Genomic DNA, 26911 nt, shown 5'->3' on the forward strand with positions numbered 1-26911 from the left:
GTCGGTTACATCTCGCCGCGTTCCCAGGCCTCGATCTCGTCGTCAAGATCGGTCGAGGTGTAGGTCGGAGGGTGGGTTGTCACGTACTGAGCCCAGTCCGACAACACCTGTCCCGCACCCTCGATCTCGTCCCCGGTGATGCGTTCGTTGAGCGTGAAATACGCGATCACGCCTTGGACTTCGGGTGCGGGATGGTGGCGATCGCAAGTCGGGCACACGGTGGCAGTGATGCGACGCCCGGCGCTGTGTTCGGTGTCGGATATGGGCACGGTGACGGCAGCCAGGATCGGAGTGCCACAGCGCACACACGGGTGCCGTGGCGCCAGCTCCACATCCGGCTCGTTCGTCATGCCGAGCTCACACGTTCGATCACGATGCCTCGTACCGATTTGAGTTCGGAGACGAGTTCGGTGCAGACCTTGACTGGCCACTCTGGTAGTTCGAGGCGTGTGGCGCCCAGGTGAATGTGTACCGGGGTGTCGCCGTGGTAGGAGCCCAACGTGTTGCGTAGCTCGACGACGATGTCCTTGGTGATCTTTTTGGCGTCGGCACGCAGCACGAACGGTGGCGCTGAACCGGGTGAGTGCTCGGCCGCAGCGATGTCCACCGGAACAGCATCCGCGGCGAACACGCTGATCTCGCCCTCACGTTCGTTGACTCGGCCCTTGACCGCCATTGCGTTGTCTTCGATCAAGCAGTCGGAGAACATCTCGTAGGACTTCGGGAAGAACAGCACTTCGACACTGGCGTCGAAGTCTTCCAACGTGACGATCGCCCAGGGTTGTCCGTTCTTGTTAAGACGGCGCTGAATCCCCGATATCATCCCGGCGATTTTGGCCTCTTCCTTGCCATTGCTGCTTGGTTCGCGTTCCCCGCCGACGAGTTCGGCGATGCTGGTGTCTTGGTAGGGCCGCAGCAGCCGTTCGGCTCCGTCGAGGGGGTGTGCGGAGACGTAGAGGCCAAGCATTTCGCGCTCGTAGGCGAGCAGCTGCTTACGTGGCCACTCGTCGGTGGTGAACTGAAGGTGCGCCAATGGCGAGGAATCATCGCTGGATGCAGTGTCGTCGGCTCCGCCGAACAAGTCGAATTGCCCCATCGCCTCTTGGCGTTTGAGGCCGATCACGGCGTCCACTGCCGCTTCGTGGTGCTGAGTCAGCGACATGCGAGTGAGACCGAGTGAGTCGAAGGCGCCGGCCTTGATCAGTGACTCAATGACTCGTTTGTTGCAGGCGGTGATCTCGATCTTGTCGAGGAAGTCGGTGAACGAGGTGAAACGGCCCTTGGCCTCACGTGTCTTCGTGATCGACTCGACGACGTTCGCACCGACGTTGCGGATGGCTCCCATTCCGAAGCGGATGCGACCGTCTACGGCGGCGTGCCCGACTACGGATTCATTCACGTCCGGCGGCAGCACTCGGATGCCCATCCGACGGCACTCGGACAGGTAGACGCCGGTTTTATCTTTGTTGTGCGCGTTGGCGGTCAGCAGCGCAGCCATGTACTCGGCCGGATAATGCGCCTTCAGGTAGGCGGTCCAGTAGGTCACGAGGCCGTAGGCGGCGGCGTGAGACTTGTTGAACGCGTACCCGGCGAAGGGCAGCACCGTCGCCCAAAGCTGGTTGATGGCCTCCTTGCCGTACTCGCGTTCGACCATCCCGGCTTCGAACCGGGCGAACTGCTCGTCCATCACCTCCTTCTTCTTCTTACCCATCGCACGCCGTAGCAAGTCGGCTTGTCCGAGGGTGTACCCAGCCACCTGCTGCGCGATGGCCATGATCTGTTCCTGGTAGACGATCAGGCCGTAGGTTTCGCCGAGCACGTCCTCAAGCGGCTTGTCGAGTTCGGCGTGGATTGGTTCGACTGGCTTCTTGCCGTTCTTGCGGTCGGCGTAGTCCAGGTGAGCATTGACGTCCATCGGACCCGGTCGGTATAGGGCGACGCAGGCGACGATGTCGCCGAACCGTGTGGGGGCCATGCGCTTGAGCAGCGATTGCATCCCGCCGCCTTCAAGCTGGAACACGCCCAAGCTCTCGCCCCGGCCCAGCAGCTCGTAGGTAGGCGCGTCATCGAGAGGGATATCAAGCGGCTCGATCTCCACGCCGTGGTTGGCCTTCACCATGCGCACGGTGTCATCGATCGTGGTCATGTTGACTAGCCCAAGAATATCGATCTTGAGCAGGCCCACGTCTTCACACTGCGGGCCGTCCCAGCCGGTAATGATCTCGCCGTCGTCTCGCTTCCACAACGGCAGCACGTCGAGCAGCGGTTCACGCGAGATGATGTGGGCGCAGGCGTGTACACCCGCATTTCGGATCAGCCCTTCGAGGCCGAGAGCGGTGTCGAAAATCTTGCCGATCTGCGCATCTTTTTCGATCAGCGACCGAACCTCGGTGGCCTCTGTGTATCGCTCGTGTTTTGGGTCGACGATCCCGGACAGCGGGATGTCTTTCGCGGCGATCGGTGCCGGTAGTGCCTTGCTGAACTGGTCAGCGAGCTGGAATCCGGGTTGTCCAAGGTGGACGCGGGCAGCGTCTTTGAATGCTGCCTTGGTCTTAATCGTGCCGTAGGTGATGACCTTAGCGAAGTATTCTCCGCCGTATTTATTCTTTGCGTAGGCGATGACTTCGTCACGCCTGCGCTCGTCAAAGTCGATATCGATATCCGGAGGCGAGTCGCGCTCTGGGTTAAGGAATCGCTCGAAGAGTAGCCCGTGCTTCAAGGGGTCAATATCAATGATGTGCAGCACATAGGATAGAAGTGCCCCGCGGCCGAGCCTCGACCTGGTCCTACACGGATACCGTTGTTCTTGGCCCAGCGGATCATGTCGCCGACGACAAGGAAGTACGAGCTGTACCCTTTCTCGGTGATGACCTTGAGTTCCCACTCAAGCTGATCGCGATACTCCTGTGGGAACCCGTCGGGAAACCGGGTCGGAATGTATTCCTCTACCTCGTCGCGCAAAACCTCTACGTCGGTGCTGCCGGGCTTGATCTTAGCCTGCGGCATTCGGTTCGTCGCTGCGAACGCCTCTTCATAGCCCTCGACCATGTCGGTGATGAGTAGAGTGCTATCTGCTGCGCCGGGCACCTCGGTATCCCAGTATTCGCGCATCTCGGCTGACGATTTGATGTGGTAGCCGTCGCCGTTGAACTTGAACCTGTCGGTGTCAGCCAGCGTCGAGCGAGTTTGCAGGCACAGCAACGCATCGTGGTGGCCAGCCTGATCAGCGGTCACATAGTGACTGTCGTTCGTTGCCACGGTGCGGAGTTCAAGTTGACGAGCAATATCTAGCAATTCATTGCGGATGTCGCGCTCCATTTGGATACCGTGGTCCATGACCTCGATAAAGAAGCGGTCTGCCCCAAAGATGTCCTTGTACTCCGAGGCGGCTTGCAATGCTTCTTGTTTCTGGCCGAGCCGGAGGCGAGTAAGTATCTCACCGGCTAGGCAACCGCTGGTCGCAATGATCCCTTCGGAATGCTCAGCGATCAGTTCCTTGTCCATACGCGGCTTGCGGAAGAATCCTTCCGTGGAGGCCAGCGAGGACAGTTTGAACAGATTGCGAAGTCCAGTCGAGTTCTGAGCGACCATGGTCATGTGCGTGTACGCACCGGCACCGGAGACATCGCCGCTCTCGCCGTACTCGTCAACTTCTTTCTTCCCAGTCCGCGCGCGCTCGCCCCAGAACATGGGTTTTTTGTGGTAACGACTTGCCGGTGCGACGTACGCCTCAATGCCGATGATCGGCTTGATGCCAGCCTTCTTGGCCTGTGCGTAGAAGGAGTGTGCACCGAACATGTTGCCGTGGTCGGTCATTGCCACCGCGGGCTGTTCGAGCCGAGCGACTTCGGCGAACAGCGCGTCGTGCTTGGCAGCACCGTCGAGCATCGAGAACTCGGTGTGCACGTGCAGATGAACGAACCGATCAGACACGCGGGCATCTCCGGGAGCATCAGGTAGGGGTTGGGTCGCTGGTGGGCCAACTCTAGTCGGCCCACTCGGTGTAACCGGGCAGCGTTGGGTTCGTGTTGCTGTCCGGCTACACCGAGCCTGCGGGCACCTAGATCTTGCCGGTGCCGCCGCACATGTTGCAGTCGCCGCCGTTGCCGCTGCCATTGCAGGTCGGGCAGTCGTCGCCGTTGCTGGCCATGTGTCACACCTCCTCTCAGATGAGTTGATCAGGGTATGGCTATATGTGCAGGTGTTGTCGTCTGCACGGCCATATCCTCGGGTTCTGGTGGGCCTAGATCGCCTGTCGCTGGTTGGTGTTCCGGCGTGGTTGAGCAGGCTGTGAAGGCGGGCGCGGTGCAGACCGGCCGTGGATCAATGCCGTGATGGGGTCGCCGTGCTGGTGGTGTCGGTCGGCGAGGCAGGTAGCGAGCCGGTCGTCGTCGGCGCCGAGGTAGGGGCTGTGCCCGATTGTCGCGGCGGCGGTGTTCTCGCAGCGCGGCTTTGCGGCAGGGTGTGGTCATGGAGTGGTTCTCGGTTCGGAGGCGCGGCAGGGTCGGGGCTGGTATTGCCAGCCGTGGTGTTGGCGGCGGGTGATGCGCACCAGCCGATTGGCCTCGGCCGGGTGAAGTAGGTGCAGTGCGTCGTTGTTGGAGACCCACCGGTAGTCGGCGACTTCGGCGGGGTCCGGGTCGGGAACGGTGGTGCCGACGAGGCGAGCGTCGAAGAGGAAGTGGGCTTTGTTCTCGCCGGCCGAGGACTCGCTTTCAGCCCACCCGGCCCAGAGCAGTGCTCCCGGGGTGGCGGTGAGGCGGAGTTCCTCGTGGACTTCGCGGACCATGGCCTGCGGTGGCGAGTCGGGGCCGTGGGGTTCGCAGCGTCCACCGGGAAACGAGAACATCTCGTCGTCCGGTCCGCGGACGAGGAGAAGTTGTCCGGATGCGTTGCGGATCAGGGCTGCGGCGCGTACCGGCAGGGTCGGACGCGGAGTGCTGTCGGGGATCCACCGGCAGAGTTCGGTGACGGCCCCGGCCAGGTCGGGGGCGGTGCGGTAGCGGTCGTTGGCGGCGACGCGGTGTGTGTGGGTGTGGTCGGGGTGGATCCAAAGGGCGCGGCAGCCTGCGAGTAATGGGGCGTGGACGTCGTCGTGGACTTTGTCTCCGACGTGGACGATGTCGGAGACCTGCACGTGGTGGGTGCGGGCGATGTGCTCAAACACGTCCGGACCGGTGCCTTTGGCCATACCAGTGCGGTAGGAGAAGTAGGTGGCGTCGAGTTGTGCGCCGAGTTCGGCGCGGATGAGGTCGGCGTGAGTGACATCGGCGGCGGCCAGGTTCGAGCACACGACGACCTGCACGTCGGGGCAGGCATCACGCAGCCCGTTCAGGAGCGCTCGGGCGGTGGGGTTCAGCAGTAGGGGCCGGGGTGTGCGCAGGATGTCGCGCACCTTTTTGGCGGGCAGGGCGAGTTCGGTGGCGAGGTGCTGGATCAGCTCGTCGGTGGTGTGGGCGTGGGTGTGGAGTGTGCGGCGCACGATGTCGGCGACGGTGGAGTCCTGGTGTGGTGAGGCGGCGGCGAGCGCTGTGCCGAGGCTGTGTCCTGCGATGGTGCCGAGCACGCCGCCGACATCAATCGAAACAAGCCGGATCCCTCGGGTCATGAGAGGAGCTCCTGGTAGGGGGCCGTATGGCGGGTGTGGTCGGGCTGGTCGAGGTGTCGGAGGAGGGCGGGGACGTCGCTTCCGGACAGCAGGCGCGGGGTCATGATGCGGTGGACCCAGTTGACCTCGAGCCCTCGTTGTGGCCGGACGAGATCGGAGGGCATGGCGCCGAGGTCGAACAGGTAGGTCAGCAGCGGCGGGCCGTGCTGGGGGCGGATCCAGGTGTGCGCGCAGAACTGGGGCGTGGTGTGGAGGTTGAAGCCGAGGGTGCCGCGAATGGTGGACAGGATGGTCTCGGCGGGCGTGTCGAAGGCCGCGGTGACGTCGCGGCCGGGCAGGCGCCAGGCGGTCTCGCCGTGGTCGCGGACCAGTAGCCAGTCGGCGCGGTCGGGCCGGGCAAGTAGGCCGCAGGCCCGGATCCGGACCCGGGAGGGGTTCGACACCATCAGGACTGACTTCTTTCGTTCAGGGCAACAAGCAGGGCACCGGGTCTCGCCAGAGCAGTGGGGTTAGTTCGGAGGGTGGGGCCGGTGGCCGCCTCGGGGCCGGAAGGTCGTGCCCGCTTCGTGTAGGAGGCGGTGGATTTTCCCGTAGGAATACTGGGTTTCCTTGTGCAGCGTCCGAATGCTGGCGCCTTTCTCGTAGAGCGTTTTGAGGGTGTGGGCGAGTTGGATGCGTGCGAGACCGTGGTGGCGTCGACTGGGCGTGGGCGCGTTGTTCATGGGGGATTCCTCACGCGGTTCGAGGTGTTCATGGGCTGGGGCGGGGGGTTCGGTGTGGGAGCGGGCGTGGGTGAGGGTGAGGTGTGCTTGGGCTGCTCCGGCGAGGTGGCCGTGGTCTTCGCAGTAGGCGAGCAACCAGAGGTTGAGGTCCAGGACCGGGGACCAGCGGTGGCGCTGGGCGTAGAGCTGCGTGAGTGCATCGACCGTTCCCAGCAGGGCGTCGTGGATGGGGAGTCGTAAGCGGACACCGAGTGCTCGGATCCACTGGCTCTCGGCGGTGACCGGGTCGGTGTCCTGCCAGGCGCGGGCACTGTGCTCGAGCAATGTTGCGAGCAGGTTGGGTTCGCGGGCGTTGATCGCGGCCTCTTCGCCCGCGTGCGCAAGGTTCGCCTGCCAGGCCGGGTCCGGCACGTGCCCTGCGTGGAGCCACACTGCGAGCGCCAGCTGCGCGGCGGTCGCACTCAACGTGGGATCGGTGCCCAGGCGAACTCCGGCCAGGACAAGATCCCGGTGATCCCGCACCCAGGCGGCGGCGTGTTCGGGCGCACGGTGCGGCCCCGGGGCGGCCTGCTGATGCAGGTACGCGAGAGAGCGGTCGCGCGGGTCGGCTGCGGTGGAAAGTGGCGTCGGTGCGCAGTCATGGTGGGCGGCCTCGGGCAGGGAACTCATGCCCGGTCCCAGGGTTCGAACAGGATGAGGAGGCGGTCGAGTTCGGCGCGGGTGGTGGTGAGCTGGTGGTGCAGGGTGTGCAGGCTCAGGGTGGCGAAGTGTTCAGCGGTCACGCGTTCGTTGTGAGGATGCCGGGGCAGGAGAGGGATTTCGGGCACGACGCGCCCGGTTTCGTACATCCACACGACGAGTTGCAATCGGGTGCTGGCGCCGGTGCTGCGGAGCAGCCGCATAAGGTGGGATTTGATGGTGTTCTCGCTGCGGTGCAGCCGTGTGGCGCTGTTCTGGTTGGAGAGTCCGCAGGCCGCCAGCCGCGCCAGCGGGAGATCGGCGGCCGGGAGCAGGGCGTTGAGGTCGAGCCCGGCACACCTGTCCGGGACCGTGCTGGGGCGTGTGGGGGTGTTCACGAATTCCTCACAGAGATGGGCAGGCCGTTAGAGGGCGCCGAGGTGGGTCAGTGCGGCATCCAGGTCACGGCGCGCAGCGATGAGCGCGCAGCGAACGTGATGTGCCGCCCGGCTCCGTCAGCCGGTGACGCTCTCGGCGACGTTCTTGGTGGCGCTATTCGGGGCGGGCGTGGTCGTGGCGGGAATCCGGGGACACCGGGCAGGATGTGCCCGGTCTCGTACATCCAGACCACGAGGTGGCCACGATTAGTGGTGCCTGTTTTGCGGAACATGTGCCCGAGCTGGGTTTTGACGGTGTATTCGCTGCGGTACAGCTGCTTGCCGATGGCACTGTTGGTCAGCCCACACGCCATCAGCCGCGCTACTTCCAGCTCGGGAGTCGAAAGCCGGGCTTCCAGCGTGAGGTCCGCGAGCCTGTTCGGATACAGGTCGGTCACGGGACTCCTCCGGCTGTGTGCGGGTTTTTTGTGGCCCAGTCGTGGGCTTTGCGTGCGACGTCGTGGTCGTCTTGCCAGGGCGGGGAAACGCGCACGGTGTCGAGCAGGGTGTGGTTGCTGTGCTTGCCGCGTTGATCACCGGCGTGGATCGTGAAGTGACCGTCAGGTCGTGCCCAGCGCAGCGTGAGGTTTCGTTCGGCGTGGTAATGCCAGGCGCAAGGAAGCCCGGGAGTTCTGGTCTTCATCGAAGGACCTTCTGTTCGTCGAAAGCGCGCCGACGGGGCGAGGACGTGACGTTGCGCGAGGCGGCCGGCACGACCTCGGTCAGGGAATGTGTTCCTGGTAATGCACCCTCGGAAGCCGGAGCCCGTCAGCGAGGTCGGCGAGGTCTGCCATGTCATCGGGGTCGAGCAGACTGACCGCTGCGCGGCGATCCACCCATTCCCCGGGCGGTACCACGGTGTTCGGTACGGTCACGGCGAAGACGTAGATGATCTTGACCGGCCCGCCGCCGAACGCCGCCGCGTCCCAGATGTGCGTGCCCAATGTCGGGTCCTGCGACGTGGTGAGCCCTGCTTCGTCGTGCAGGACTCGGCAGGCTGCATCGGTGGGAGTCTCGCCCTCCCGAATCCGCCCGCCCGGCAGCCGCCACCGCGCATCCGGCGCGGGCAGCAGTAACCACTCCTGGCCCGCCTCGCGGGTCAACAGCGTCCGCACATGGGCGTGAATTGAGGGCGGCGGATCAGGGCCAGGATTCATGGAAAACTCTTCTCGTACAACAACAAACGACGTAGGACAGAACGAACGCAGGATTCGCGGGGGGCGGGGACCCGGCCGCACAACCGGCAGGGCAGCGGGCTGTGCGGCCGGGTTGGGCGGGGTGCGTTCGGGGAAACACGGACCCGCCCGCCACCGGCACCCGTCGAGGGGCTCGTCAGGTGCCGGGCCACCCGGAAACGGGCTGTCCTGTCCAGCCCGTACCGGGAGACTGATTACCGATTACCGCCCGGAAAAACCCATGCGCGACCGCCCGAACCCGGCGCAGGATCGACCGGCGCGTGGCAGGTAGGGGCGTGGCGGTCGAGGACCTTCGCCAGCCCGCGGAGCGAAGCGGCCAGCTGAGTGCAATCCTTCTCGCTCACCACCCCGGAACCGGCCAGATTCTCCAGGGCAGTGCCCAGCCGGGCCTGCACCTGCTCAGCTCGCTGCACCACTTCCCTCACGCTCGGAGCGGCCGGGGCAGAGGTGGACGCGTGTGCTGCTGGAGACATCGGAAAACCTCGATTCGATCGAAGAACACTCGGGTGCTGGATCACGTCACGCGGCCGAGGCGATACCCTCGCCGCCGGGCGTGGACGTCCCCGGCAGATACCAGCTGCCGGGGGCTTCCACGCCCACGTTGTTGTGCGGCCAAGACGGACTCGGTCGGGCGTGCGCAGGCACGCGGGGAATCTCGCCGGTCGGTCCGTCTGCACGGTGCCGACCCGGTGAGACCGAGGCCCACGGCCCCGCCACCGCCGCCGCACCCGAGTCCGCGAACTCCGGCAGCACAGGGATTTCGGTCGTGCGCTCGGCAGGCTGCTCCGGCACGTAAGTGGCCGCCTGCTCGGCAATGCCCGACAGATACGCGCAGTCCAGGCAGATCACGTACCCGCCCTCACGTGGCGGGCAGACACCGGGGAACTCCGTCATCGCACCCGAACGCGGAGCACATTCGGCCCCCGCCCTGTGCCACTGCGAACCCCGCACCAACCGCACCCACACAGGGCTGAGCGCAGCTACGCGAACATCGTCAACGCCGTCATCACCAGCGCCACGATGACCAAAACCAGCAAGATCACCACTGCCGACATTTCGCAATCTCTCCCTTCTCGCCGCCGTACACCGACGTGCGAAACCCGCTGATCTTGACCGGCGCCACCACCGGCTCCACGCCTTCTCCATTTCGATCTCCCTTCTTGCGGATCCCGTCGCACCGATACGGGCGGTCACCCTTCGCGCTCGCCATTGCTAGGCGCGGGCGTGGGGCAGGTCAGGAGTCCCAGACGACATCGCGCACACCCAGCTGTCCCACCGCAGCGGTGCACTCAGCGCACCGCGCAGTGACCGACCGGGTCTTCGGCACGCGATCGTTCGGCGTCGGCAACGGCAACGTCACCGCCGCACCGCACATCGCCTTCACCGCACTGTTCGCGGCGTGCGCAGACGGCGACACCGTGATCGCGTGCCGTGCCCAGTGGCGACGGGGGACGACCCAGTACGCCGAAACCTGATTCACCGAACGAGACAACTTGCACATGTGCACCATCCGTATCCTTGCGTGAAAGCATCATGAAGTGAAACTCTCACCTCCGCAACCCCGATTGAATGGAACATGCTTCACCTGAGCTTGGAGGGTCCTGGCGTGGAAGAATCAAGCCGTACGCTGTCGGTTGACGACGAGCTGGTTGAGACTGAGGAGTTCGCAGTGGAGCGTGTGAGCCCGACAGTGCGGTTGCGCAAGGTGGTGCGCCGCCTGTTGGCGTGGCGCGAGGCCGCAGGCATGAGGCAGGACGACGTCGCCTCCGCGCTGCGCTGGTCCAAAGCGAAGATCTCTCGCTTTGAGAACGCGGACCAGATTCCAGGACCGGCCGACGTCCTAGCGCTCGCCGCGATCTACGGCGTCAACGACGCTGAACGGGATCAGTACGTCGCGCTGTCGCTGCAAGCCCGTCAGCGTGGATGGTGGCAGAGCTACGGCGACAGCCTGGCGAACAACTTCGGCGAGTACGTCGGCCTGGAAGCGGAAGCCAAGCACGTCCGGGAGTTCGCCATCGACCTGATTCCTGGCCTACTTCAGACCGAGGCGTACGCCGGTGCCCTCGTCGAAGCGTGGGTGCCGCAGGTGGAAGAATCGGTCGCGCGGGATCGAGCCAACCTTCGCCGCGAGCGTCAGAAGAACCTGATCGGCGACGATCCTGTGTCCGTGTCAGCTGTGATTGGTGAAGCTGCGCTGCGGCAGTTCGTGGGCGGAGCTCAAGTCATGCGGGAACAGCTCGACCACCTCGCGGAGGTGTCCAAACTGTCTAACGTTGACATTCAGGTTCTGCCGTTTGCTGCTGGCGGCGTGCCAGCAATGGGTTCGCCGTTCATCATCCTGAGCTTCGCCGAGCCGGATGATCCCGACGTGGCGTTCTCGGAACATCTGACCGGGTGCGTCTATGTGGAGGACGTGGACGAGCTCGCGTCGTATAACCTGAACTTTGGCGCTCTACAGGACAAGGCGCTGGCCCCGGAGGCGTCGATTGAGTTCATCACGTCGCTCGCTGGGGACCTGCGAGCACGATAGGGAGCGAGCATGAACGCCCCAGACTTCAGCCAGGCGACCTGGCGCAAGAGCACCCGCAGCAACGGCGGCGGAGGAGCGTGCGTCGAGGTCGCGACGATTCCGGCGATCACGGGTGTCCGTGACAGCAAGCTCGGCGAGACAAGTCCCGTCCTGCCCTTCGCCACTGCGGAGTGGTCAACGTTCCTGCGGGCCGTCAAGAACGGCACGTTCGACCGTTGACCCCAAGCCACTGCGGCAACACCAAGGCCCACCCGGAGGCAATCACCGGGTGGGCCTTTTTGTGGCCGAAGGGAGCCGCTGGCCACCCTGGGGCTGGATCACCTTGTTGTACACCAGCCCTGGCTGAAGGGCGGTTCTCGGGAGGGAACCGAAGGGACGACGAAGACCGCGTCGACGTGCCGCGCACGACTGATGCCGCGATGCAGCGCGCGCCAAATTGCGTGCTGGGAGGCAAGGTGTGGGAGGAAATTGGGAGGCGCTAAGTGCATCGAACTGCGCTCAACGGGGGTGGGCGTTTCTGAGCTGCACCGCCCTGACCTGCGCCGCTTGTGTCTACGCAGGTCAGGGTGACACCGACCGCTACCTTTTTGACACCGGTAGAGGTCACTGGTTCGATCCCAGTATCGCGCACCAATAGTTTCAGCAGGTCAGAACCCCTGTCGGTGATCTTCATCGGTGGGGTTTTGTCGTGTCCGGTTGTGTGGTGACCGTGGTTTGACCGCGAGGAGCGCGGCCTTTGCGGTGTTGCCGGTTCGTTTCCTTGCATGGCTGATGCGTGGCGGCAGTGCGGTGGTCTGTGGTTTTGAGCTGTGTTTGGGCGAGTGTGCGCGGCGATGGCGGCGCGTTGGGCGTGCTGGGGTGACCGCTAGTTGGCTGGGTGCCGTGCCGCGGGTGCAGTGTCTTGGCTTGGTGCGTTGCGGATGCGGTGGAGTGCGTTGAGTGCGGTGTTGTGTGCGTCGGGGAGGGTGTGGAGGTAGCGCTCGGTGGCGCGGAGGCTGGTGTGGCCGAGTCGTTCGCGGACGGTTTCGAGGTCGGCTCCGCCGGCGAGCATCCAGGAGGCGTTGGTGTGGCGGAGGTCGTGGATGCGGACGCGGTGGGTGAGTCCGGAGTCGTGTAGTGCTGGGGACCAGATCGTTTTGCGGAACCAGTTGCGGGACAGGTGCCGGTTGGCGGGGGAGTGCCGTTGGTGGGCGGGTCGGTCGTGGCCGAGTGCGCGGCGGTGGCGCCGGTAGGCGGCGAGGGCGGCGCGGCAGTGCTCGCATCGGCATCCGGCGCTGTAGCGGCTGGCGGTGCCGTGTCCTTCGGGCGCTGCACCGCCTGTGGATGGGTTGGTGTCGTCTCGCGGGGGCGCCGCCGGGAAGCCGAACACGAGGTCGTCGGACGCCAGGCGGTATTCGGTGAGGTGATCGAGCAGTGCGCGGGTGAGCTCGGTGGTGAGGTGGAGCTGCCGGTACTCGGTGTTCTTGGGGTATTGCTTGATGCGGAAGCGTTGGCCGTCTGGGTCGGGGTGGTGGAGTTCGACGACGGCGCGGCTGATGGTCAGGACCCGGGTGGCGGAGTGGAGGTCGTGGACGCGTAGTTCGGCGAGTTCTCCCCATCGGACGCCGGTTTCGAGAGCGACGTCGGCGAGCAGTTGCCAGCGTGGCGCGGCGAGTGCCGTGTGGAGGGCGTCGTATTCGGTCGGGGTGAGGATGCACAGGGGGCGTTTGGGGACGGCGGGTGTGGTGACGCCGGTGCAGGGGTGGAAGTGGATGATCCGGTCGTTGAAGGCGGTGGTGAAGATCGCTGAGAGCACGGTCTTGCAGCGGGCGAGGGTGTGCGGTGTGGCGCCGGTGTCGGCGAGGTGGCACAAGTAGTCGCGGACATGGGCGGGCAGGATCTCGTTCATCCGCATCGTGGCGAACCCTGCCAGTAAATATTTGGTGAGGACGTGTTCGTACCCTTGGCGGGTGTTGAGCTCGATGGTGTGGTGGGGCAGCCAGGATTCGGTGACATAGCGGCCGAAGCGTTGGCGGCCGCTGGTCAGGTCGACGAACCGGCCTTCAGCGATCTTGGCTTCGGCACGCCGCCACGCGCGGTGGGCGTCACGTTTACGCCCGAAGGTTCCCGCAGATCGAGCACGACCACGCAGATCCCAGTAGTAAGCGGTATAGCGGGGAAGGCCCTGCCGGTTGATGCGCCGCTTCGAAAATCCCATCCGTACTCCTCAGCGTCCGGGTTACCTGTCCCTGAAGACATCGGCAACCTCCGCGGAGGACCGCATGGGAGGAGCTTTGCTCGGGTTCGCCCTGACCGGTGGAGACGCCGAGGGGGGTAACAGGGTGCATACGGGCGTTATGCACAGCGCGCAGCGGCGGCGATCTCACCGGTCTCGAGTCCGGGCAGTTTTCCTTCTATCTCACCCCATTGTGAAGTGCTCGGCGCCGCCAAGTTCGTCGTGGATCAATAGCCGGGCTGCCTCACTCGTCGGCCTGCTGGTCCACCGCGGCCTCGTAGAAGGCGTCTGCGAGGGCCACGATGACGGCGCTGATGCCAGGTCCGTCGCTGAAGAAATAGTCGGCCATGGTGTTGTGAGCTTCCTGGTTTTCGACGACGGTCTCGGTGACCGCCGCCTGGAAGTCCTGTGATTCCATGAACTGCTTCTTCGAGTTCACCTTGGTCTGGTTGATCAGCTCTGGGCGTGCGAGGAGTTGCTGCACCAGACCCTGTACGAATTCCCGGATCTGGGACTGGGAGAACGACTCAGCGCCGAAGAGGTCGTTCATGGTGTTGATGACGACTTGGAGTGCGACGTACTTCGGTTCTTTCCGGGTTCCTGTACCTGCGGCGCTGATGCCCTTGAGCTCGCCGTCACCGGTCAGCGAGATGTCGACCGCGGTGGCCTTGTTGTGCTTGACCCCCACCAGGACTACGTCGGAGAGGTCGACCTCCGCAGCCCAGGAGGAGTCGGCGATGACTTTCTCCAGGAGTCGAAGGAAGATCGACAACATCTCCATGTGCGGGTCGCCGTAGTCGACGATCTGGCTCATGAAGTCGTAGAGCCGGACGAGGGTGGAGACGTCCTTGCGGAACAGATCGAGAGTGTTGAGGGTGACCTTGTCCTCGGCCTCCATCGCAGCGGCGTAGCGTCGGGCGAACTCGTTCTTGGCCGGGCTGATCGCAGCCGAGAGCACGCTGTTTCCCTTGCGTTCCACCCAAAGCCGGGCAACCTCGCGGACTTGCTCGGGCGTGTAGATCCCGGCCTGGTCGAGTTTGGTGGCGAGGTGGAAGACGACGTACGGGTCGGTCTCGGTCTCCAACGAGGCGTTGGTGAAGTACGGCTCGAACGCGGCCCGGATGTCCTCGGGCTTGTTCACGAAGTCGATGACGAACGTCTTGCGCTTCTGTTCCCCGCCTGCGGTGCGGTGGGTGCGGTTGAGCCGCGAGAGCGTCTGCACGGCAGTGATCCCGGAGAGCTTCTTGTCGACGTACATCGCCGAGAGCAGGGGTTGGTCAAAGCCTGTCTGGTATTTGTCGGCGACCAACATGATCTTGTACGTCGAGCCTTTGAACGCGGCGGCCAAGTCTGAGCCGGCGCCGGGGTTGAGGTTGGCTTCGGTGAACTCGTCGTCCTTGCTCGGCTGCGGACCCCAGTCGGTGACCCATTCCTCGTCGTCGGTCATCGTCACCGCGCCGGAAAATGCGACCAGGGTGCGGTAGTGGTACGAGACGTCGTCCGCGGCCCGCTTGGCGATGTAGGCGTCGATCGCCTTCTTGTACTTCACCGCGGCCTTGCGCGAGTCGGTCACGACCATCGCCTTCGCCCTGCCTTCCAACAGGTGGGCGACGTTGGCGTGGAAGTGCTCGACGATGATCCGCACCTTCTGGCTGATGTTGGTCGGGTGCAGCTTCACCCACCGCATTAGCCCCTTGCGTGCGGCGGACTCCTCCACTTCCTCGTCGCCATCGCCGCTCTCAGCTTGACCTGCGATCTTCAGTGCGGTGTCGTAGGTCTGATAGCCCCTGAGCACGTCGAGGATGTAGCCCTCTTCGATCGCCTGCCGCATCGAGTAGAGGTGGAACTCGACCGGTTTTCCATCCAGGCCTTTGCGGCCGAAGAGTTCCAGGGTCTTGTTCTTCGGCGTCGCGGTGAACGCGAAGTAGGAGATGTTCGGCGAGTCCGCCCGCTCGGTCATCTCCGAGGCCAGGATCGTCTCGACGTCGACCGTACCGCCCTGCTCGATCTCCTCAGCCTCTTGTGCGGTCAGCACGGCCTTGAGCTTGGAGGCGATCTGGCCGGACTGCGAGGAGTGTGCCTCGTCCGCGATCACCGCGAACCGTTTGCCCTTCAGGCCCTTGTTTGCTCGGATCTCGTCGAGCGCGAACGGGAAGGTCTGCACCGTTACCGCGATGATCAGCTCACCGTTTTTCAGCGTGGTCGCCAACAGCCCAGACTTCGACTTCACCCCTGCTTTGCGTACGTCCTCGGGGCTGATCGTGGTCACGATCTTCCCCGATCCGTCGATCTGCCGGATCGCTTCCTGGAGCTGCCCGTCGAGCACCGTGCGGTCCACGACCACGATCACCGAGTCGAAGACCTTTTTGTCGTCTACGTGCAGCCGCGCGAGCCGGTGCGCGGTCCAGGCGATGGTGTTGGTCTTGCCCGACCCTGCTGAGTGCTCGATCAGGTAGCGATGCCCCACTCCTTCCTCGCGCACCGCGGCCACGATGTTCGTCACGGCCTCCCACTGGTGGAACCGTGGGAAGAGCAGCTGTGTACGTCGTACCGAGGTACCGGTGGTGACGTCCCACTCCTCCTTGGTCTCCACGATCATCAGCCGACCGATGATGTTGAGCCAGGCATTCTTCTCCCAGACCCGTTCCCACAGGTACGCCGTCGCCGACCGCCCATCGTCGGCGGGTGGGTTCCCCGCGCCACTGTCGTGGCCCATGTTGAACGGCAAAAAATGCGTCTTCTCGCCTTCCAGCTTGGTGGTCATCGCGGCCAAGTCGTTGGAAACCGCGAAGTGCACCAGCGCCCGGTGCCCGAACGACAGCAACGGCTCCGGCCGCCCATTGGTCAGCGGGCTCCGGTCCTTACGGTACTGGTTGATCGCCTCATCGACGGACTGGGTGAATTCGGTCTTCAACTCGACGGTGGCGACCGGGAGCCCGTTGACGAAGAACACCAAGTCGATGCTGCGCCGGTCAGCGGTGGAAAAATGCACCTGCCGCATCACCCGCACCCGCATCGCCGCGTACTGCTCATTGGTGGTCGCGTTCAGGCTCGTCTCGGGCCGGAATTGCGCCATCTTTAACCGGCCACCGCCGATATACTGCACCCCGTTACGCAGGATGTTCAACATCCCGCCGCCATGTTCGAGAGGCTTGTCGAGTGCTGTGGTCAGCACGTCGAGGAACTTCGCCTCCGACCCCGCCGCCCGCAGAGCTTTCTCGTGAGCCGCTCGCTGGGTTTCCTGCAACCAAGAGAACAGGTCCTGGGGGAAAAGCGCCCGCTCCCGGTCGTACCCAGCGTCATCGGCTGAGTAGTGCCACCCGTGGGCCCTCAGGTGTTCGCAGATCTCGGACTCGAAGACAACCTCGTTGTGATCCGCCATCACGCCATCTCCCGCACATCGATCTGCCCCGTCACCGCCGCAGTGATCAATGCTGCACGCCGCTCCTTTGACAGCTCGATGAAACCCTCAGACTCGTCGATAAGAGCGTCGATCTTGGCCAACCGGCTAGCGAGATCAGAGGCCGCGTTGGGACGAGTAGGCAGATTGATGTTGAACCGCGCGAGATCCTTCATACCGAGCGTTGGCTGGATGCTGTCGCCGCTCGTCGCCAACTCAGCCTGATGCAGGAAGTGATTCGACCCGAGCCAGGCGCACAAAAGAGGAGCCACAGCCGGGTCTTCGCAACGAAGTACCGCTACTGCCCGCGCCACGTTCGCGCCTGCGAGCCATTGAGGTGCGAGCGCCGCCTGCCCCATTTTTCCGACAACGCCGAGCAACACTTCACCGCCGACGATCTTTGTACGGGAGTACTCGTCTGACTGTTTCGGTGCGATCGCCAGTATGGGCCGCTCCGGAGTGAGGTTCAGAAGGTCGCCGACCCGGACAAACGGAACGCCATCCGCCTCGTCCACGTACCTCGGGACCAGCACGCCGTATGAAGGGCGAGCCGCCAGCAATCGTCCGACCTTGGTTGCCTCGGTCGAGGGGCCGATGTCGAACGCTGCGGAGAGGACCGCAGCACGCCGCTCGCGGAGCATCTCGATCAGGCGCTGCTGCTCCTCGACGAGCGTGTCGATGCGAGCGGTCTCGCGGTCGAGATAGTCAGCGATGGCGCGCTGCTCCTCGAATGGCGGCAGTGCCAAGGTTGCTTTTGAAAGATCCCCGGCCCGAATGCCCACCCGGGTGACTCCTGAGGCTAAAACGGCCCATTGCCCGGTAGTAGGGCTTGCCGATAGGGCCCAGTAAAGGAACTTCGGTTCGACGGTTCCAGGATTTGGGCGAACGATCGAGAGGTGGTAGCCACAGATTAGGTCTTCCGCCTCATATTCGACATAGGCGGGTACCCCGATGTCGTCTGCGTTTTCTGAGTCCTTCGTGAGCAGGGTGTCGCCGACAGCAATTCGGAAACGCTCAATTTGCTCCGGCGGTGCCGTCGCCGCCATAAAGCCTATGTCCTCGACGATCGACGCGTTCTTATAGACGTCGGTGTAGTTGCACAGCCTCACCGGTGGCTCACCGGCGGCGGAATGCTTGTCCACGTTGCTCGGCCAAGCTCGTGCCACGTGATTGAGCTTCCCCATACGCCAATGGGCGGGGATGGTGTCTAGCCATAGAGAATCAGCTGCGAAGTACCCCGAATATCTTGCGGTCACTGCTCGACCTCCCGAAGTAGATCGAGGATTTTGGCGACCTGCTTCTCTAAATCCGCGTCGATCTCGGAGAGGGGGCGGGGCGGGATGTACCTGTAGAAGTGGCGAGTGAAGGGGATTTCGTAGCCGGTCTTGACTTTGGCCCAGTCAATCCAGGCATCGGGTACGTGTGGCTTCGCCTCGGTGTCGAAGTACGCCTGGACGACCTCGTGCTTGCCCGCGGCGCCAGTGGTCGACCCGCCGTAGGTGAACGGGACGTTCTCGGTGTCGCGTTTCTTGGTGTCCGGCTTCGGTTTTCCTTTGCGGTCGATGACCGGGTTGCCGTTCTCGTCAAGTAGGGGCCGTTCAACGGTGATGGTCCAGTAGCCGAACTCGTCGTTGCGCAGCACTTTGGAGTAGCCCGGGTCGGCGTCGGTGAACTCGGTGTAGAGCCTGACGACTTCGTTGCGGTCGGCGTCGCTGAGCTCGCGGTTCTTGGCGCCGAGGTTCTTGCGCATCTTGGTCCAGAACGAGGTGCCGTCGATGAGCTGGACCAGGCCCAGGCGGTCGGGGTGTTTGGTGTTGTCGAGGATCCAGATGTAGGTGGCGATGCCGGTGTTGAAGAACATGTTCGTCGGTAGCGCGACGATCGCATCGACGAGGTCGTTCTCTAGCAGCCATTTGCGGATGTTGGAGGGGCCGGACTCGGCGGCGCCGTTGAACAGCGGGGAGCCGTTCATCACGATCCCGGCCCGGCCGCCGCCGTCTTCGGGCGCCCGCATCTTGTGCACCAGGTGGAGCAGGAAGAGCATCTGCCCATCGGAGGTCGACGGGAGTCCTGGGGCGAACCGGCCGTGGGGGCCTGCTTCGTCGCGCTCCTTCGTGACCGCCTTCGCGTATTGCTTCCAGTCGACACCGTAGGGCGGGTTGGACATGCAGAAGTCGAACTGGCGGCCTGCGAACGCATCGTCGGTGAGCGTGTTGCCGAAGGCGATGTTGGTCGCGTCGTGGCCCTTGGCCAGCAGATCGGACTTGCAGATCGCGTACGACTGTGGATTGTACTCTTGGCCGAACAGGCTCAGGCGCGCGTCGGGGTTGTGCGCGAGCAGGTGTTGCTCGGCCAAGGCGAGCATGCCGCCGGTGCCTGCGGTGGGGTCGTACAGTGTGCGGACGATGTCCGCTTCGTTCAGGTCGGCGTCCTTTTCGGCGAAGAGCAGGTCGACGAGTAGGCGGATCGCGTCCCTCGGGGTGAAGTGGTCGCCTGAGGTTTCGTTCGCAGCCTCGTTAAACTTGCGGATGATGTACTCGAACGCATCGCCCATGTCGGCGTTGGAGACGACGTCCGGGTGCAGGTCGACGGCCTTGAAGGACGTGATGACCTCGCGCAGGAGCTCCGCCTTCTCCAGGGCGAGGATCTCCTTCTTGAAGTCGAAGTACTCGAACACGTCGACATCGGAGGAGAACCGGTCGATGTAGTCGACCAGGTTGTCGGCCAGCCCGTCGGCATCGTCGAGGAGGTTGGCGAAGGAGTAGTTCGAGGTGTTGTAGAACGGCCTGCCTGTCGCCTTCTTGACCTCGACCTTGAGCCGGGTCGGGTTCTCGTACTTCGCCGCCAGCTCCCGGACCGTCGCGCGGTGCGGTTCGAGGATGCAGTCGAGGCGACGCAGGATCGTGAGTGGGAGGACCACGTTGCCGTACTGGTTGGGGCGGTAGGGGCCCCGAAGCTGGTCGGCAATCGACCAGATGAAACTACCGAGGGTGCTCACAAGGCTCCTTACAAACGATCACTCAACGACGGACCTGGACGCTCAGCGCGAGCCCGTACGCACCATCCCATCAGGCGGTGCGCGGTCTCCAGCGACTGGTACGTCACAAGAACATCATTCCGTATCACGACACGGTGCGTACCAACAACCACATCTCTGAAGGGCAAGCGTGGCGTGTCACCATGCATGGACGGCTTCCTCGGCTGCGTGAACGATTGGCTATGTCGTGTCTCCGCTGGCTTGGCTGTGTGGGAACAGGCCGTAGCGACCCCGGCCAGTGTTCTTGGTAAAGGAGACGTCCTGAGACCTAGGCTTCAGTCCGTCCGGCGGGTTCTCGTTCTCCAGCACGATGATCTGGCCGGTGAAGTTCGTTTGGATGTCAGCGAAGAACCGGCCCGCGAGGGTTGTGGTGTCGAGGACATCGTCGCTGTTGTCTGGTTCGGCGTTGGGGTCTGGTGGCCGGTAGACGACCAAGGGTGAGTCGAGCACGACGAAACCAGGATGAGGCAGGTCGTTGTCGAGGCAGTACTGGGCCAGCGAGATGGTGAACGCGGCGTGCAGGATGGCGCGGACGCCCTTGCCGTGGGCGGCGCGAAGCTGGTTGCCCGAGACGATGTCTTGGGATTCGAAGCTGTAGCTGGTGTTGTCGGCGTCGGGGAAGCCCCAGGCCCGTAGCCGGGCCGCGATCAGATGTGACAGGTCGTTGACGGCGCTGCGTTGCAAGCCGGCGGTGGATTCCATCGTGTCCGGCTTCGGTTCTGCATCGACTTCGGCACGGAGGGCTTCGAGGCGCTGGATGCGGCGGATGGTCTCTGCATCGCGCTCGAGCTGCGACGACGAGTTGATCAACTCGCGCAGCTCGAGTTGCTGAGGGCCGAGCTCGCTATCTAGCCGCGCGATCGCCGAGCGTGCGTGGGCAGCCTGGTCGGTGTAGGTCTGAAGGCGTTGGCCCTTTTCCGCGCGGTCGGTACGCAACCCGCTGATGGCATGGAGCAGGTCTTCGCGCAGAGCGGTCGTCTTGCGTTGCTCCTCACGCACGGACGCGGCGAACGCGGTCGTGTCGTCGGCGCAGTCCTCGCTGAGGTGCTGATGCTCGGGTTCGGCACCGCAGAATACGCAGTCGCCGGGTGTGAAGTAGCCCAGCAAGGACCCGGCTTCGGCGATGGCCTCCAGTCGAGCCAGGTCCGAGGTGTATTGCTCATACAGCAGCGTGAACCGGGCTTCAAGGGCGTCGAGTTCGGCGAGACTGCGGCGCGCCGCGGTGACGAGTCGTTCGCTGTTGGACAGCGTGTGTCCCCATTGCTGCCTCGCGGCGGCGGTTTGCTCGATGGAGTCGGTCGACGCGTTGACCGTGGACTGCAGGCGGCCGAGACGGTCGTTGACCGCTTGAAGGGTCTCGTCTGTCTGAAGCTGTTCACGCAGCTCGGCCAGTAGCGTGTCGATGACGTCGTGCTTGGCGACCTTGGACCGGCGCTGTGCGGTCTCCGACTCGCCCGACTCGACCGCGGAGTCATCTTCACCCTGTAAGAGCAGGCGAAAGGTGGAGATCTCCGTGGTGCCGGTGGTGAACTGCCCCGTCACTACGGGTGCGATCTTGGATTGAATCTTGGTCTCGTCCACCAGGAACAGGGGAGCCAGCATGCGCAGGCTCAGGGAGACCGTGCCCCCGGCGGCGTTCTTGCGGACGACCTTCTCGTCCAAGCCGACTTGGCTCAGGAAGTAGTGTGAGAGGTTCTTGAAGTCTTTGCCGCTGTGCTTTGCCGCCAGCGGTTCGTGCTCGGCGGGCAGCGGGTAAGCACGATGATCTCCGCCGTAGAGTCGGAAGCCGCCGCCCTTGGTAGCTCGGTACAGGGTGACCTGTTCAGCATCGGGTAGACGGATGCCGAGCAGAACTGCGTCGTAGCCCTCCTGTTCCGGGATCTTGTATAGCGTCTTCCCGCCCAGCATGAAGTTTATGGTCTCGGCGATGTACGACTTCCCTGTGTCCGACGGCCCGCGGACAAGGGTGAGATTGGGCCCGAACTCCACGGTAGCCGGGCTGACCGACGGCCCGATGAACGTCAGATGCGACAGGTTCAGCCGCTCCATGTGCCGGTCCCCCTCTCACTGTCGCTGGTGTCGCCGTCCCCGGGGCGGCTGCTGACGATTGCCGCCGTCTGCTCCCGGATCTCTTCCTCGGACAATGTTCCGAACTGCTCGACCACCCATTGGCTGCGGTTGCGCAGCTCGGCTATGTGGCTCGACGCGAGTGAGGAGATGAAGCTGTGCGCTTCCTCGCCGGCCTCGTAGCGGAGGCCAGTGCTCGACGTGCGCATGTCGATCAGTCCGGCGCGCAGCATCACCCGCAGCCCCTCGTTGACGTTCGCGCGCCGCACACCCAACTCTCCGGCGTGTAGGGCGTGGGAAGGATGAATATTGGGTGGCCCGCCGAGTTCGGCAGTGTGCAGCACGCAGTGGTCAAGCAGAACCAAGTGGTTGATATCCAGTTGCTCCGGATACGCCTCGGTCAGCATTACCAGGACCCGGACCCCGTACTCCAAGGGGCCGTTGAGTGGAGGTCTCACGGCTCCTCCATCCAGGTCAGCCGGTCGTCATTGGCGAGCTGGTGGCAGACGCCCTTGCGGTCGTCGATTTCGGTCACGCCGATGAGCTTGTGCCGGTTGAGGTCGAGGCTGCCCACCTGCGTCAGTACCTGGCCCAGCCTCGTGTAGCCGTCCGGATGGTCGTCTTGGGCTATGTCAATGACCCCGGCGTGGATGTCGCCCTGAAGTTTCTCGAAGGTGCCCGGCGGCACCGCCCCGACGGAGTACGCCTTGAGTGATTCTGCCCGGAAGAACCGCACTCGTTGCTGCTGCAGGTGCTTGTCCAGCTTGGGGACGTTGGCCACGGAATCCAGAGTAGTGATCTTGTCCGGTGCGCGTTCCGCATACACGGCTAGCAACTGCTGCAAGTAGCGTGCTTCTTCGGGTGCGTATTCCTCTGGAGGGGTTTTGCTGTCACCGCGCTCAGGAAGTGCCGTGGCGAACCGGGCCGTGTGCCAGCGAGTCCGGCTGTGAGTGGTCAGCGCATCCAGCACCTCCACCGACCTGAACATGGCGAAGTCGGTCTCCGCCGCAAGAGCCCTTACCGCGTCAAGGATGGGTCGGGCCAGCGCCTTAACAGAAGGAGCCTTGCCCTTGCCGAGCAAGTCCAGGAAGTTCTCGCGTAGCGCGGTCGGATTACTGATCATCATGTTGAATTGAGTCGATAACCCTCTGGGTGCCAGGAACTGGTAGGTGCGGGGCAGGCGGTACACCCCATCTAGCGCTGCCACGAAGACTTTGATCATCTCGGCCGCGGCGTCAGAGAAGCTGAGTGGCTTGTCGTAGTGCTTGGCCTGGAAACAATCCCACGGCCCCTCGAACTGTCGGTCGGTCTTGAACCCGACGATGTCCGTACCTCTGTCGCCCGCTCCGCCGAGCAACTTGATCTGGACGTAGTCCTCCTTGATGGCGGTGGCCCACTCGCGGATGAACTCTTCCCACTCGTCGGGTGAGTACAACCGGATGCGGCCCACCGGCGGGATCGGGGGACCGTCCAAGGCCACAGCCGGGGTCGAATCAGCAGGTAAGGGCATCTCGGTGAGCGCCGCCCGCTCGTCTACCTGCTGCTTCGCCATTGCCACGCTAAGCCCTGCCTCCGTCTTCCTGATCGGCTGCTCACCCTATCCGGGACAGGGTGTGCGCGGGTGCGTATTTCGATGGGTGGCACGTACACGACTGGCAGATGGCAGGTGGACTGATCCGAGGGTGCTCAGTCGGATCGAAGATCATGAGCCGGGCGGGCGCCGCGTCTGGGCACGTCGGGCGACAGTGGTGGGGCGTGAGTGACCGGCACAGCTGGGCCTGACCGATCCAGGGCGGGCGGCGACCAGACAATCTACTGGGCGCACTGGTCCGTTCGAGCGGGGCATGGAGCCGGCACGATGGGCGATCTACGACTGAGCGAAGGTGCGCCCGTGCCGCAAGAGGCGAATTTTGGCAAGGACTCGTGTTCAAAGCTGTGCGGCAAACCGCCTAGTGGGAGGCGGCGTATGGGAGGAAATTGGGAGGCGCCAAGCGCACTGAACCGCGCTGAACGGGTGTGGGTGTCTCTGAGCCGCACCGCCCTGACCTGCTGAAGTCGTGTCTATGCAGGTCAGGGCGATGCCGACAGCTACCTTGACACGGTAGAGGTCGTCTTACTCGTTTGCGCTGTTCAGAGGCGCCATAGCCGAATGTGGCTCTGGGGTGAAGGTTTGCTGGGTGCATGTCGGTGGGAGTGAGGATGTGGTGTGCGGCTTCGTGGTCGAAGGGGGCGTGTAGTTGCACTTCTGCGGTGGTGATCCGAGACCACTGGTCGGAAGCGGTGCAGCGCACCTCGACGGTGAGAGAGCATCTGATGCGCCGGTGGTGCGGAGTTCAAGGTAGCCGGTGATGACACCGACTTTGTCGGTCATGACCTCACCTGGCGGTGCGACTATCTCGGACGAAAGCACGATTCGGACATGTTCATCGGTCTCCAGCACACGTCGATTCACGACCGTGTGAGGCCATTCGTAGACAGACTCATCGGTGTCGAGAAAGACTCGGTTTGGTGATCATGGGGCTGTGGACGGCCGTTGTCGGCGCTGGGGGTGGGACTTGACCAGATGTGGTTAGGAGCTGTCGTGTCGGGTCGATGACCTGCTGAAGCCATAGGCCGGTGCGGCCACGGACTGACGATCGGACCTTGCCAGTTCCGACGGCCCTACCAGGTCTTCAGTCAACGGGTGGCCCTGCTTGAAATCGTCGGACATGTAGCTCGGGCCGTTCGCTCTTTCATTGGCCGTAGTTTTTACGGCTTACATCGGTTTGTGGCCTACGCCTGCCCAGATCGCAGATTCGGCGGCGTTGTCGAACGCGTCGAGCTCGTGTCTGGTGGCCTGTGTCTCTTCGGGATGCCAACGGGGTGTCCAGCACAGTCCAGGTGAAATGGGTGCGTACTCGCCCAGGAAGCATTCGATCTCGTCGCGGGTGCGGAGGTAGATTGGGTGTCCTGCCTGCCGGTACCGGTATTCTAGTTCGGTGAGACTGGAGCGAATGTGCTCGGGAACACCGTCGTCAGTGACGTGTGAGATTGCTAGATAAGAGCGGGATGGCAGTAGTTCACGAAGCCGGGCAACCGCAGCCGGGCCGAGTTCGTCGCCACGGTCGTTAGTCTGCTGGAGGTGTAGGACTGCTATCAACAGACAGGCGACGGGCTCGCGTTCATCGATGACGTTGGTTCCCAGGACGCGTTGCCACAGCCGGTCCGGATCGCGCAGGTCCGCGTCGATCACGGCGTGTCGGTTGGGGTCCTCGGCGCGGTCGAGCAGTAAACGGGAGTGGGCTACAGCTACGGGGTCGCAGTCCACGTAGACCACGCGGGCGCTGGAGTCGATCTGCTCGGCGATTTGGTGGGCATGGCCCATCGTCGGTAGCCCGCTGCCGATGTCGACGAACTGCCGAACTCCTAACCGCGTGAGATGGCGCACCACTCGATGCAGAAACAGACGGTTGGCTCGAGCGATCCGCGGTAGTGAGGGAAACTCGTCAACGACCGAGGCGGCGAACTGTCGGTCGATCTCCCAGTTCGCTTCACCGCCGAGGTAGTAGTCGTAGACGCGCGCAACGCTCGGTCGGCTCAGGTCCAACTCTATCGGGGCAAATTCTTGGTGTTCCGGCTCGGTCATGCTGGCTCCTCCGCTGACCCCACTAGCAAGATCAACTATAGTGATCACCGCGTGAGGTTCATCGCCGGGCGGGTGGGGCGATCAGCTAGGGCGCGGCACGCCTCCGCTCGATCATCTGGTCGAGGAATGCGACGGTATCGTGACGGGATAGAGCCTGTGAATGCAGGTCACGCCAGTCGTGTTCGCGTTTGGAGACTGCCTCGGAAGCATGGTGATAACGGCCATCCTCGAAGTACACGAAGTCACCGTTCGGGTCGTGCTTGGTGCGTCCCCAGCGCTTGCGTACTCCAGGCTCGGTAGCGACAACGCCCCGCAAGATGGTGAAGTCCTGCGGGATGTCGAGCATGGGCACGGTGAACGGCATGAGGTGTAGATGTACGTGTTCGTATAGGTAGGCGACCGTGATCAGATGTCGAAGCTGCTCAAGAACGAGCCACTGGTGCTCGCTGGGCATGCGCCACAGGGCCGATTCGCTGAGTATGATCTTGAACGTCGGCCGCCCCAGGGCCAGCACTTGCTGTCGGTTTCGGCGCGCGCGCAGGCGCCCGTAGATTTTTTCGGAATGGCGATGTCTTTCGAACATGGCCAGCATGTACGGCTCGGCCTGAAGAATCCCGGGGATTCGTTCGACATGCCAGCTCAGCACTTCACTGGCCCGCGGCTCGGCGCGTAGGTATTCCTGGAAGTGCGGTGGTACATCCGGGTGCTCCTCGGACGCCTCGCGGGTCTGGCTGGCGAGATGAACCCACTCCTCGGCTTCGCTCTCGTCGACTTTGAGTGAGGAGGCCAAGACTTGGGCATCAGCGATCGTGCAGCTCTGTCGGCCTGTCTCGAGCTTACCGATCTTCGGCTGCAGTCCTCTGCTCCAGCCGCAGCGTTCCGCGAGGTCGGCCTGGGTGAGCCCGGCACTGCTACGGGCTACGCGGATCGCGCGTCCCAGTTGTTTGCGCGCCGCCGTCGCTGAATCGCCCACGTCACCTCACTACCGTCAGGGTCATCGTAAGAAGCCAACTGTAGCGGAGCGATTACATTGCGTGGTGCCCGCCTGGGTCGGCAGCGCTCCTCGCGTGCGAACTCACTCTTTTAGACGTATCGAGATGCCTTGGTGCTGTCGCGCACGTCGAGTGATCGCTCTCATCTGTCGCGATCGTAGTGACCAGCACCCGCTGCAAGCAGGAAAGCGCACCAGTGCTGGGGGCTGATCTGAAGGATCGGGCCGCCTTCGGCCTGTTTCGAATCGCGTAGCCCGACTACGCCGACACTGCCCAAATTGACCTCGATGCAGTTCGCGCCATCCGAGCCGCATCGTCGTGCCCGCCTCCAAGCGTGCGATACGAATCGCACTTCGCCGAGATTCTGCTTCGTGTGCTTCACGTGGCATCCTCCTCGTTGCGTC

At 63.7% G+C, this 26911-nt stretch carries 22 protein-coding genes and 1 pseudogene; 3 read left to right on the forward strand and 20 right to left on the reverse strand.

Features of this window, described 5'->3' with window-relative positions:
* Nucleotides 1–5: 5 nt before the first annotated feature.
* The 10 genes and pseudogenes from H2Q94_RS08560 to H2Q94_RS08605 form a co-directional block, all read right to left on the reverse strand.
* Nucleotides 6–350, reverse strand: a complete 345-nt coding sequence (locus tag H2Q94_RS08560) for a DUF6300 family protein (protein ID WP_243793821.1) — start codon at nt 348–350, stop codon at nt 6–8.
* A pseudogene (dnaE, locus tag H2Q94_RS08565) lies at nt 347–3888 on the reverse strand (DNA polymerase III subunit alpha). Before dnaE ends, H2Q94_RS08560 begins: the two are co-directional and overlap by 4 nt.
* Before the next feature lie 580 nt (nt 3889–4468).
* Nucleotides 4469–5608, reverse strand: coding sequence for an NUDIX domain-containing protein (locus H2Q94_RS08570; protein ID WP_243793822.1), 1140 nt, complete (start codon nt 5606–5608; stop codon nt 4469–4471).
* Complete coding sequence (locus H2Q94_RS08575; protein WP_243793823.1) at nt 5605–6054, reverse strand: hypothetical protein; 450 nt, start codon at nt 6052–6054, stop codon at nt 5605–5607. The genes H2Q94_RS08570 and H2Q94_RS08575 overlap by 4 nt, the downstream gene beginning before the upstream one ends.
* Before the next feature lie 63 nt (nt 6055–6117).
* Complete coding sequence (locus H2Q94_RS30870) at nt 6118–6999, reverse strand: helix-turn-helix domain-containing protein (protein ID WP_397545444.1); 882 nt, start codon at nt 6997–6999, stop codon at nt 6118–6120.
* Nucleotides 6996–7406, reverse strand: coding sequence for a helix-turn-helix domain-containing protein (locus tag H2Q94_RS08585; protein ID WP_243793824.1), 411 nt, complete (start codon nt 7404–7406; stop codon nt 6996–6998). Before H2Q94_RS08585 ends, H2Q94_RS30870 begins: the two co-directional genes overlap by 4 nt.
* 47 nt (nt 7407–7453) lie before the next feature.
* Nucleotides 7454–7843: a response regulator transcription factor gene (locus H2Q94_RS08590; protein ID WP_243793825.1), complete on the reverse strand. Its 390-nt coding sequence runs from the start codon at nt 7841–7843 to the stop codon at nt 7454–7456.
* The gene (locus tag H2Q94_RS08595; protein ID WP_243793826.1) at nt 7840–8088 is read right to left on the reverse strand and encodes a hypothetical protein; all 249 of its coding nucleotides are present in this window, start codon (nt 8086–8088) and stop codon (nt 7840–7842) included. The genes H2Q94_RS08590 and H2Q94_RS08595 overlap by 4 nt, the downstream gene beginning before the upstream one ends.
* Nucleotides 8089–8167: 79 nt before the next feature.
* Nucleotides 8168–8560, reverse strand: a complete 393-nt coding sequence (locus H2Q94_RS08600) for an NUDIX domain-containing protein (protein ID WP_243793827.1) — start codon at nt 8558–8560, stop codon at nt 8168–8170.
* Nucleotides 8561–9160: 600 nt separating this feature from the next.
* Entirely contained in the window at nt 9161–9535 is a 375-nt protein-coding gene (locus H2Q94_RS08605; RefSeq protein ID WP_243793828.1) for a hypothetical protein, read from the reverse strand.
* Between the two features lie 410 nt (nt 9536–9945).
* On the opposite strand from H2Q94_RS08605, the gene H2Q94_RS08610 reads away from it, so the two are divergent.
* From H2Q94_RS08610 to H2Q94_RS08620, 3 genes are all read left to right on the forward strand, one after another.
* Nucleotides 9946–10116 (forward strand): hypothetical protein, encoded by a 171-nt coding sequence (locus H2Q94_RS08610; RefSeq protein WP_243793829.1) that lies wholly within the window; start codon nt 9946–9948, stop codon nt 10114–10116.
* Nucleotides 10117–10247: 131 nt separating this feature from the next.
* Nucleotides 10248–11171, forward strand: coding sequence for a helix-turn-helix domain-containing protein (locus H2Q94_RS08615; RefSeq protein ID WP_243793830.1), 924 nt, complete (start codon nt 10248–10250; stop codon nt 11169–11171).
* A gap of 9 nt (nt 11172–11180) precedes the next feature.
* Nucleotides 11181–11390, forward strand: a complete 210-nt coding sequence (locus tag H2Q94_RS08620) for a DUF397 domain-containing protein (RefSeq protein WP_243793831.1) — start codon at nt 11181–11183, stop codon at nt 11388–11390.
* 646 nt (nt 11391–12036) lie between these two features.
* Here H2Q94_RS08620 and H2Q94_RS08625 read toward each other — a convergent pair.
* The 10 genes from H2Q94_RS08625 to H2Q94_RS08670 form a co-directional block, all read right to left on the reverse strand.
* Entirely contained in the window at nt 12037–13368 is a 1332-nt protein-coding gene (locus H2Q94_RS08625) for a tyrosine-type recombinase/integrase (protein WP_243793832.1), read from the reverse strand.
* 262 nt (nt 13369–13630) lie between these two features.
* A complete protein-coding gene (locus H2Q94_RS08630) occupies nt 13631–16768 on the reverse strand; it encodes a type I restriction endonuclease subunit R (RefSeq protein ID WP_243793833.1) in 3138 nt (1045 codons plus the stop codon).
* Complete coding sequence (locus H2Q94_RS08635; RefSeq protein WP_243793834.1) at nt 16768–17928, reverse strand: restriction endonuclease subunit S; 1161 nt, start codon at nt 17926–17928, stop codon at nt 16768–16770. Before H2Q94_RS08635 ends, H2Q94_RS08630 begins: the two co-directional genes overlap by 1 nt.
* A gap of 110 nt (nt 17929–18038) precedes the next feature.
* Nucleotides 18039–19784, reverse strand: coding sequence for an HsdM family class I SAM-dependent methyltransferase (locus H2Q94_RS08640; protein ID WP_243793835.1), 1746 nt, complete (start codon nt 19782–19784; stop codon nt 18039–18041).
* 219 nt (nt 19785–20003) lie between these two features.
* Complete coding sequence (locus H2Q94_RS08645; protein ID WP_243793836.1) at nt 20004–21872, reverse strand: ATP-binding protein; 1869 nt, start codon at nt 21870–21872, stop codon at nt 20004–20006.
* Entirely contained in the window at nt 21860–22348 is a 489-nt protein-coding gene (locus H2Q94_RS08650) for an ABC-three component system middle component 2 (protein WP_309501137.1), read from the reverse strand. The genes H2Q94_RS08645 and H2Q94_RS08650 overlap by 13 nt, the downstream gene beginning before the upstream one ends.
* Nucleotides 22345–23442 (reverse strand): ABC-three component system protein, encoded by a 1098-nt coding sequence (locus H2Q94_RS08655; protein WP_243793838.1) that lies wholly within the window; start codon nt 23440–23442, stop codon nt 22345–22347. The genes H2Q94_RS08650 and H2Q94_RS08655 overlap by 4 nt, the downstream gene beginning before the upstream one ends.
* A gap of 1203 nt (nt 23443–24645) precedes the next feature.
* Nucleotides 24646–25515: an SAM-dependent methyltransferase gene (locus H2Q94_RS08660; protein WP_243793839.1), complete on the reverse strand. Its 870-nt coding sequence runs from the start codon at nt 25513–25515 to the stop codon at nt 24646–24648.
* A gap of 85 nt (nt 25516–25600) precedes the next feature.
* Nucleotides 25601–26488 (reverse strand): Scr1 family TA system antitoxin-like transcriptional regulator, encoded by an 888-nt coding sequence (locus tag H2Q94_RS08665; protein WP_243793840.1) that lies wholly within the window; start codon nt 26486–26488, stop codon nt 25601–25603.
* A gap of 161 nt (nt 26489–26649) precedes the next feature.
* Complete coding sequence (locus H2Q94_RS08670) at nt 26650–26889, reverse strand: DUF397 domain-containing protein (protein WP_243793841.1); 240 nt, start codon at nt 26887–26889, stop codon at nt 26650–26652.
* Nucleotides 26890–26911 lie beyond the last annotated feature (22 nt).

The sequence above is a fragment of the Saccharopolyspora gloriosae genome, from assembly GCF_022828475.1.
Taxonomy (GTDB): Bacteria; Actinomycetota; Actinomycetes; order Mycobacteriales; family Pseudonocardiaceae; genus Saccharopolyspora_C; species Saccharopolyspora_C gloriosae_A.